General features: G+C 61.5%; 11 protein-coding genes. 3 read left to right on the plus strand and 8 right to left on the minus strand.

The features are described 5' to 3' along the window. Positions 1–151 precede the first annotated feature (151 nt). Together L9Z73_RS21375 and L9Z73_RS21380 are read right to left on the minus strand one after the other, a co-directional pair. Positions 152–646, minus strand: a complete 495-nt coding sequence (locus tag L9Z73_RS21375; protein ID WP_247405138.1) for a SprT family zinc-dependent metalloprotease — start codon at positions 644–646, stop codon at positions 152–154. A gap of 129 nt (positions 647–775) precedes the next feature. Further along, positions 776–1,378 carry a Yip1 family protein gene (locus L9Z73_RS21380; protein WP_247405141.1) on the minus strand — a complete coding sequence of 201 codons (603 nt, stop codon included), beginning with the start codon at positions 1,376–1,378 and terminating at the stop codon, positions 776–778. Between the two features lie 303 nt (positions 1,379–1,681). On the opposite strand from L9Z73_RS21380, the gene ttcA reads away from it, so the two are divergent. Together ttcA and L9Z73_RS21390 are read left to right on the plus strand one after the other, a co-directional pair. Beyond that, on the plus strand, positions 1,682–2,506 hold the full coding sequence (ttcA, locus tag L9Z73_RS21385; RefSeq protein WP_247405146.1) for a tRNA 2-thiocytidine(32) synthetase TtcA: 825 nt from the start codon (positions 1,682–1,684) through the stop codon (positions 2,504–2,506). Between the two features lie 67 nt (positions 2,507–2,573). Continuing rightward, positions 2,574–3,245: a DNA-3-methyladenine glycosylase I gene (locus L9Z73_RS21390; protein WP_247405150.1), complete on the plus strand. Its 672-nt coding sequence runs from the start codon at positions 2,574–2,576 to the stop codon at positions 3,243–3,245. Between the two features lie 99 nt (positions 3,246–3,344). Here the strand turns inward: L9Z73_RS21390 and L9Z73_RS21395 are convergent, their stop codons facing one another. Genes L9Z73_RS21395 through arsC form a run of 3 tightly spaced genes read right to left on the minus strand, consistent with a single transcriptional unit; the run spans position 3,345 to position 4,712 of the window. After that, on the minus strand, positions 3,345–3,764 hold the full coding sequence (locus tag L9Z73_RS21395) for a DUF2069 domain-containing protein (RefSeq protein ID WP_247405153.1): 420 nt from the start codon (positions 3,762–3,764) through the stop codon (positions 3,345–3,347). After that, positions 3,748–4,362, minus strand: coding sequence for an NAD(P)H:quinone oxidoreductase (wrbA, locus tag L9Z73_RS21400; protein ID WP_247405155.1), 615 nt, complete (start codon positions 4,360–4,362; stop codon positions 3,748–3,750). The genes L9Z73_RS21395 and wrbA overlap by 17 nt, the downstream gene beginning before the upstream one ends. After that, a complete protein-coding gene (arsC, locus tag L9Z73_RS21405) occupies positions 4,359–4,712 on the minus strand; it encodes an arsenate reductase (glutaredoxin) (RefSeq protein WP_247405158.1) in 354 nt (117 codons plus the stop codon). The genes wrbA and arsC overlap by 4 nt, the downstream gene beginning before the upstream one ends. Positions 4,713–4,827: 115 nt before the next feature. Between arsC and L9Z73_RS21410 the strand changes: the two genes are divergently transcribed. Then, a complete protein-coding gene (locus L9Z73_RS21410; protein ID WP_247405160.1) occupies positions 4,828–5,289 on the plus strand; it encodes a TlpA disulfide reductase family protein in 462 nt (153 codons plus the stop codon). Between the two features lie 125 nt (positions 5,290–5,414). Here the strand turns inward: L9Z73_RS21410 and L9Z73_RS21415 are convergent, their stop codons facing one another. From L9Z73_RS21415 to L9Z73_RS21425, 3 genes are all read right to left on the minus strand, one after another. Next, positions 5,415–5,819, minus strand: a complete 405-nt coding sequence (locus tag L9Z73_RS21415) for an META domain-containing protein (RefSeq protein ID WP_247405163.1) — start codon at positions 5,817–5,819, stop codon at positions 5,415–5,417. Continuing rightward, positions 5,816–6,256 carry a hypothetical protein gene (locus L9Z73_RS21420; RefSeq protein WP_169881558.1) on the minus strand — a complete coding sequence of 147 codons (441 nt, stop codon included), beginning with the start codon at positions 6,254–6,256 and terminating at the stop codon, positions 5,816–5,818. Before L9Z73_RS21420 ends, L9Z73_RS21415 begins: the two co-directional genes overlap by 4 nt. A gap of 71 nt (positions 6,257–6,327) precedes the next feature. Continuing rightward, complete coding sequence (locus L9Z73_RS21425; RefSeq protein WP_247405166.1) at positions 6,328–7,317, minus strand: 2-hydroxyacid dehydrogenase; 990 nt, start codon at positions 7,315–7,317, stop codon at positions 6,328–6,330. Positions 7,318–7,521 lie beyond the last annotated feature (204 nt).

Here is a 7,521-nt window from a genome sequence, read left to right on the forward strand (position 1 = left end):
GCGATACAACAACGTCAGGCTCCATAGCTACAACGGCTACCGGTCGCCGGTAGCTATGGAGAAACTGGCGGCGTGAAACCTTAACTGGTGTCCAAAATTACTTGACCAGTTCAGCTTGCCCCCGATGAGGCCCCCACACACACCGCATATTTCACTCAACGCGGGTTTCCCCGGTAAACACCAACGTCTGCCGGCAGCGCCTACACAAATAACGCCGCCCCTGCCTCACCAACCCATGGCGCTGTGACGAAAACGGGAAGTCGCTGTCGGCACACGGGCAGCGGTAGATATAGCGGGTCACCTGGCGGCGCTTGATTTCATAGGTGTGGCAACGGTCCGGCGGCAGTTCATACACGCCGCGCATGATCAGTTGCCATTCCTCGCCATGGGGCTGGATGCGTTCGCCAAACAATTGGTGGGCGATCAGGTGCGCCACTTCATGGGCCACGGTCTGTTTGAGGAAGTGTTGGCTGTTTTCTCGGTACAACTGTGGGTTGAAGCGCAGCAGGTTCTCGTGCAAATGCGCGACACCGGCCTTCTGGCCCCGCAGTTTGAGGCTGACCTGGGGGCGTTTGAAGTTTCGTTTGAAAAAGGATTCGGCTAGCAGGAAACAATCTTCGACGCGGGTATTGAGTTGCTCGGGCATGCTGTACCTATCTCCAGAGGCGCTCAGTATGCCGCAAAGGCGGGTGTTTCCGAATCGGTCAGGCGCCGAATGGTCATGCATGACGCACAAAGCCACCTTGCGGTGGCCTTGCCTGCTGGGTGAAACCGCTTAGTTGGTATAGATCGGGCCAACGCCCAGGCCCCAGACGATCACAGTAAACGCCATGATTGCCACCAGCACGACCAGGCCCACGGCCAACACCGAGCTGGAAAACAGGAAGCCTTCGTCCGGATCGATGCTCATGAACGTCGGTAACCCCACATACAGCAGGTACACCGTGTAACAGATCGCCGCCGTGCCAACGACCATCCCCAGCCACATGTGCGGGTAGAGCGCCGCCAGCCCGCCGATAAACAGCGGTGTGGCGGTGTAGGTGGCAAAGGCGATACAACGCGCCATGCTGGGGCTGGCGTCGTAGGTGCGCGCCATCCAGTGAATGAAGGCGCCCATGACCGCTACGCCGCCGAGCATCGCCACGTAAGACATGAGGGTCATCCACAAGGCGCTTTCCTGGGTCAGCATGACCGGGGAGCGGTTGCCGATGACCCAGCCGATCTGAGTGGTGCCGATATAGGCTGATACGGCGGGGATCGCCGCAAGAATCAAGGTGTGTGTGAGGTACATGTGGCCGACGCTTTCTTCTTTATCGCCACGAATTTCCCGCCATTCCTGGTCGGGATGGGTAAAAAGCCCCACGACGTGATGGATCATGCCAGTCACTCCTGTTGTTATTACCATCGCCCCCCATCGGAGCGCCCACGGGCCAGATGGCCTGAAAGGTCTGGATAGTTATGTGCGACCTCAAGTCGCAGTATAGGAAGTGATGACCGGAAAAACCGTAGGGCTTTAGAGCAAATCGCGCTGTAAACAGTGAGCTTAATCGCGGCGCGGTCTGTAGTTGGCAGTGCAGTCAAGTGTGGGAGGGGGCTTGCTCCCTCCCACATTGGAACTTGACCAACCTTACCGGTAAAATACCCGGCTTTTCGTCACACACCTCTAGCGGATCCAAGCGCCATGGGCACTCTTACGGTCAACCAGAACAAACTGCAAAAACGCCTGCGTCGCCTGGCCGGTGAAGCGGTCGCCGACTTCAACATGATCGAGGACGGCGACAAGGTCATGGTCTGCCTCTCCGGCGGCAAAGATAGCTACACCCTGCTCGACGTGCTGCTGCACTTGCAAAAGGTCGCGCCGATCAAGTTCGAGATCGTCGCCGTCAACATGGACCAGAAACAACCGGGCTTCCCTGAAGACGTGCTGCCGGCCTACCTCAAGGCACTGGGCATCGAGTACCACATCGTCGAAAAAGACACCTATTCGGTGGTCAAGGAGCTGATCCCGGAGGGCAAGACCACTTGCTCGCTGTGTTCGCGCCTGCGCCGTGGCACGCTCTACACGTTTGCCGATGAGATCGGTGCGACCAAGATGGCCCTGGGGCATCACCGCGACGATATCGTCGAGACGTTCTTCCTCAATATGTTCTTCAACGGCTCCCTCAAGGCCATGCCGCCCAAGCTGCGTGCCGATGATGGACGCAACGTGGTGATTCGCCCGCTGGCGTATTGCAACGAGAAGGACATCCAGGCCTACTCCGACTTCAAGCAATTCCCGATCATCCCGTGCAACCTGTGCGGCTCCCAGGAAAACCTGCAGCGCCAGGTGGTCAAGGAGATGCTTCAGGACTGGGAACGCAAGACCCCGGGGCGGACCGAGAGTATCTTTCGCAGCTTGCAGAACGTGATCCCGTCGCAGTTGGCCGACCGTAACCTGTTCGACTTCACCAGCCTGCGTATCGACGAGAGCGCCGCTTCGCGTTTCGTCAACGTAGTGAACCTCTGACGCTTCTCAACGCTCTGAACGACGGCGCTCACAGGCGCCGTTTTGATTTCAATCCCCAGGAGAGGGCATGCGCGATTACAAATGGCTGCACGAATATTGTCTGAACCGCTTCGGTTCGGCGGCCGAGCTGGAAGCCCACCTGCCTGTCCCCAACACCCCGGCGCAATTACGCCAGATCAGTGATGATCGTTACCTGTCGACCCTGGCGCTGCGGGTTTTTCGCGCCGGGCTCAAGCACAGCGTGGTGGATGCCAAATGGCCCGCGTTCGAGCAGGTGTTCTTTGGCTTCGACCCGGAAAAAGTCGTGCTGATGGGCGCCGAGCACCTGGAGCGCTTGATGCAGGACACGCGCATCATCCGCCACTTGGGCAAGCTCAAGAGCGTGCCGCGCAACGCGCAGATGATCCTCGACATCGCCCATGAGAAGGGCAGTTTCGGCGTGTTTATCGCTGACTGGCAGGTGACCAACATCGTCGGTTTGTGGAAATACCTGAGCAAGCACGGCCATCAGTTGGGCGGGCTGTCGGCGCCGCGCTTCCTGCGCATGGTGGGCAAGGATACGTTCGTGCCGAGCGATGACGTGGTCGCGGCACTGCATGCGCAGAAGATCGTCGACAAGGCCCCCACCAGCCTGCGCGACCTCGCGACGGTGCAGGGGGCTTTCAACCAGTGGCATGCCGAGAGTGGGCGGCCGATGTGCCAGTTGTCGATGATGCTGGCGTATACGGTCAATCATTGAGACCGAGGTGATGCCATCGCGGGCAAGTTGAGTCGTCGCACCGCCACTCCCACAAGGAACTGCATTCCAGGCGTGGGGCTTGCTCGCGCTGACGGCGGGTCAGGCTGGCTGACCCTCGCCGGCCAAGCGCCGATCCAACTGGAACCGCCAGCGCACATACAGCAGCGCCGTACAGAACAGCGTCAGGCTCGCCAGCATTTCCAGCACACCGAACCACTGGCGGTTCGGGTCATAGGCCGCCAGCGCGCCCTTGATGAAATACAGGTTCACCACAAAGCACATCCACGAGTGTCCGCGCGCGCTGCCGGTCACCATCCCCGGCGCCAGCACCAGCAGCGGCACCAACTCGATCAGCAGGATCACCCACGGGCGTGCGCCGTGCAGGTCGGCGATGAACAGGTAATACACACACAGCAAACCCAGCAGGCCGAAAAATGCCAGCAGGCTCAGCGCGCGTGCGACTTTGACCCGCGGCTCCAGCCATGCCTGGGGTGGCAGGATTTTAGGTTTTTTGGCCACGGCCGTTCTCCAGCAGCACAGCGGTTTTCGCCAGGCGCAGGCCAAGGGCCTTGCACAGGGCGATTTCATGTTGATCCAGCAGGCGCTTGCCGTCGGGCCCGGCATGGTGGCTGGCGCCGTAAGGCGTGCCGCCACCCTGGGTGTCGAGCAGCGCTTGTTCGCTGTACGGCAGGCCGGTGATCAGCATGCCGTGGTGCAGCAGCGGCAGCAGCATCGACATCAGCGTGGTCTCCTGGCCGCCGTGCAGGCTGGCGGTGGAGGTGAATACCCCGGCCGGTTTGCCGACCAGGGCGCCGGTCAGCCAGAGGTTACTGGTGCCGTCGATAAAGTACTTCAATGGCGCGGCCATATTGCCGAAGCGGGTCGGGCTGCCCAGGGCCAGGCCTGAACAGTTCTTCAAATCATCCAGGCTGGCGTACAGCGCGCCTTCGGCCGGAATGCTCGGCGCTACGGCTTCGCACTCGGAGGAGATCGCCGGCACGGTGCGCAGGCGTGCTTCCATCCCGCCTTGTTCGATACCTCGGGCAATGTGCCGGGCCATTTCGCTGACCGAGCCGTTGCGGCTGTAATACAACACCAGCACATACGGCGTACTCACGGCAGGATCTCCAGCACGTTCTCCGGCGGCCGGCCGATGATGGCTTTGTCGCTGGTTTCGAGGATCGGACGTTCCATCAACTTGGGGTGCTCGGCGATGGCGGCGATCAACTGTGTTTCGCTGAGCGTCGCGTCATCCAGGTTGAGGGTTTTGTATTCCTCTTCGCCGGTGCGCAGTAGTTGGCGTGCGCTGAGCCCCAGTTTGGTCAGCAGGGCTTTCAATTGCGCGGCATTCAGCGGGGTTTCCAGGTAGCGCACCACCGTCGGGGCGAGGCCGCGAGCTTCCAGCAGTTCGAGCGCTCCGCGGGATTTCGAGCAGCGCGGGTTGTGATAAAGCGTCAGATCGGTCATATGCGGGTCGCATCTTGCGTAAGGTGGCGGGTATTCTACCTGCGCTGCGCCCGGTCCTTAAACCGTAAGAGGCGATCAGCCGCAGCCAACGTTCATTTTTGCGAAGGATTATCCCATGACAAGGCGACTGATCGGTGCATTGGCGATCATCACAACCCTGCTGCTCAGCGGCTGCGGTAATGACTACGGCGTTGACCAATATGGCCAGAAAGTTGCGGCCGAGCGCTTGGACAAGCAATGGCTGGTGGTCAACTACTGGGCGGAATGGTGTGGCCCGTGTCGCACGGAAATTCCTGAGCTCAACGCCTTGTCGGAACAGTTGAAAGGGCAGAACGTCGGCGTGTTCGGAGTCAATTTCGACAATGTGCAGGGCGCAGAACTGAAGGACGCCAGCGACAAGCTGGGCATCAAGTTCACCGTGCTGGCACAGAACCCGGACGGGATCTTTGATATTCCACGCAGCGAAGCGTTGCCGGTGACTTACATCATTGACGACAAGGGCAAGGTGCGTGAGCAGTTGATGGGCGAGCAGACGGCGCAAGGCGTGCTGGCCAAGCTCAAGGCCCTGCGCGGTTGAACATGTGGGAGGGGGCTTGCTCCCGAAGGCGGTGTGTCAGTCAATACACGAGCTGACTGATAGGTCGCCATCGGGAGCAAGCCCCCTCCCACAGTTAGAGCCCATTGAGCCTGCGGGCTTCGCTATCAGCCTTCTTCCAGCCACAGGCGAATGGGTTTGCCTTCGGCAGGCCAGAAACGGGTCTGCTCGATCGGCGAGATGTCCCAGCGCTCAACGCCTTGCAGGGCCTGGAAGAAGCGGTGTTCCTGCTCCATCAGGGCGTCGCCGCAGAGTTTGCGGGTGCTGCCGATCTTGCCGAAGCTGAGTTTTTCGCCCTCCACGGTGTACGGTGCAAACCAGTGGTTGCACCCGCCGTTGCCGTAGGCGCGACCATCGGCGCCCAGGGTGACACTCAGGTGCGCGTAATCCATCAGCGGCCGCTCACCGATCCATTCCACCACGTAGCTGTGATCCTGCTTGAGCTTTACCGCATCACCGGCGCAGCCCATCAGGCCGGCACCGACGGCGGCCAGCAGAAGCAGGCCCTTCATTGCGCGGCCTTCTGGCATTTCGGGCAGCGGTGCTTGGCGCCTTCGCTGGCCCAGCCCAACTCCGCAATGCGCGCATTGGCGGCCGGTTGCAGCGGTTCCTTGGTCAGCTTGGTCTCCACCGCGAATTCAAACTCCAGCACGGCCTCGCAGCTGTCGCAGTTGACGTTCCAGGTGTGAATCTCCAGCTCGCCGAACTTCGGCCCTTGGGCCATGGCGACCCACTGGCCCGCCGGGCGGATGGAGTAGCGCGCGTCACCTTCGACGGTGAGGCGCATCGACAGGGTTTTACTGCCGCGCAGGGTGACGATCAGTACGTCGCCATGCTTGATCGAACCACCGTTGCCGGTGACCTGGTAACGGCCCGGCACCAGGGCGCGGCATTCGATCAGGGTGTGTTGCGGGCTCAGCAAGCTGAAGCGGAAATCGTGTTCGGCCATGGTTCCTCCAAATAGGCGCGGCATCCTAGCACGCGCGCCTGTGGATCATGCGCCTGGTATGTGACCGCTGATCATCCGTCGACACGATTCTGCGCACGGCCATCGGCCCAGGCCGCGATATTGGCCAGGGTGGTGTCGGCGATCGCCGCCAGGGCCTCGCGCGTGAGGAATGCCTGGTGCGCGGTGACGATCACGTTGGGGAACGTCAGCAGGCGCGCGAGCACATCGTCTTGCAGGGGCAGGTCGGAACGGTCCTCGAAAAACAGCTGGGCTTCTTCTTCATACACATCCAGTCCCAGGTAGCCGAGCTGGCCGTCCTTGAGTGCTTCGATCAGCGCGGGGGTGTCCACCAGGCCACCGCGCCCGGTGTTGATCAGCATCGCGCCGGGTTGCATCTGCGCCAGGGAGCGCGCATTGATCAGGTGCTTGCTGTCGGCGGTGAGCGGGCAGTGCAGGCTGATGATCTGCGCCTCGGCCAGCAGTTCGGGCAGGCTCACATAGCGAGCGCCGAGAGCCTGGACCAGCGGGTTGGGAAACGGGTCGTAGGCCAGCAGGTGGCAGCCAAAGCCGGCCATGATCTTGGCGAAGGTGGCGCCGATCTGCCCGGTGCCGACCACGCCGACGGTCTTGCCGACGAGGTCAAAGCCGGTCAGGCCGTGCAGGCTGAAATCGCCCTCGCGGGTGCGGTTGTAGGCGCGATGCAGGCGCCGGTTCAGGGCGAGAATCAGCGCCACGGCGTGTTCGGCGATGGCATGCGGCGAATAGGCGGGCACCCGCACGATGGTCAGGCCCAGGCGCTTGGCGGCGGCGAGGTCGACATGGTTGTAACCGGCCGAGCGCAGTGCGATCAAGCGGGTGCCGCCCTTGGCCAGGTGCTCGAGCACGGGCGCGCTGAGGTCATCGTTGATAAACGCGCAGACCGCTTCGTGATGTTCGGCCAGGGCCACGGTGTCGAGGGTGAGCCGTGCGGGCTGGAATTGCAGTTCCAGGCCGGGCGGTAGCGGCACGCCGAGAAAACTGTCGCGGTCGTAGGTCTGGCTGCTGAAAAGAATGACGCGCATTAAAATGCTCCCTGCAATCTACGTTTTGGTAACGCGAACCCTGTGGGAGCGAACGCGCCCGCTCCCACAGGGTTCGCCTCCATAAAAAGTGTCAGGCGCTGACCCGCGCTTCACTGGCCAACCGGGCAATGGCCATGTCCAGCTCGTCCAGCGCGGCCATGGCCTTGGCGTCGTCCTGCTTGAGCAGGGTTTCGGCGCGTTGGC

Origin of the sequence: Pseudomonas emilianonis (assembly GCF_023072625.1) — a bacterium.
GTDB lineage: Bacteria > Pseudomonadota > Gammaproteobacteria > Pseudomonadales > Pseudomonadaceae > Aquipseudomonas > Aquipseudomonas paraveronii.

What these genes read in the sequence shown, in the direction of transcription:
- L9Z73_RS21375 (WP_247405138.1), bottom strand. Translation starts at nt 646, where the DNA reads ATGCCCGAGCAACTCAATACCCGCGTCGAAGATTGTTTCCTGCTAGCC.
- L9Z73_RS21380 (WP_247405141.1), bottom strand. Translation starts at nt 1,378, where the DNA reads ATGATCCATCACGTCGTGGGGCTTTTTACCCATCCCGACCAGGAATGG.
- ttcA (WP_247405146.1), top strand. Translation starts at nt 1,682, where the DNA reads ATGGGCACTCTTACGGTCAACCAGAACAAACTGCAAAAACGCCTGCGT.
- L9Z73_RS21390 (WP_247405150.1), top strand. Translation starts at nt 2,574, where the DNA reads ATGCGCGATTACAAATGGCTGCACGAATATTGTCTGAACCGCTTCGGT.
- arsC (WP_247405158.1), bottom strand. Translation starts at nt 4,712, where the DNA reads ATGACCGATCTGACGCTTTATCACAACCCGCGCTGCTCGAAATCCCGC.
- L9Z73_RS21410 (WP_247405160.1), top strand. Translation starts at nt 4,828, where the DNA reads ATGACAAGGCGACTGATCGGTGCATTGGCGATCATCACAACCCTGCTG.
- L9Z73_RS21415 (WP_247405163.1), bottom strand. Translation starts at nt 5,819, where the DNA reads ATGAAGGGCCTGCTTCTGCTGGCCGCCGTCGGTGCCGGCCTGATGGGC.
- L9Z73_RS21420 (WP_169881558.1), bottom strand. Translation starts at nt 6,256, where the DNA reads ATGGCCGAACACGATTTCCGCTTCAGCTTGCTGAGCCCGCAACACACC.
- L9Z73_RS21425 (WP_247405166.1), bottom strand. Translation starts at nt 7,317, where the DNA reads ATGCGCGTCATTCTTTTCAGCAGCCAGACCTACGACCGCGACAGTTTT.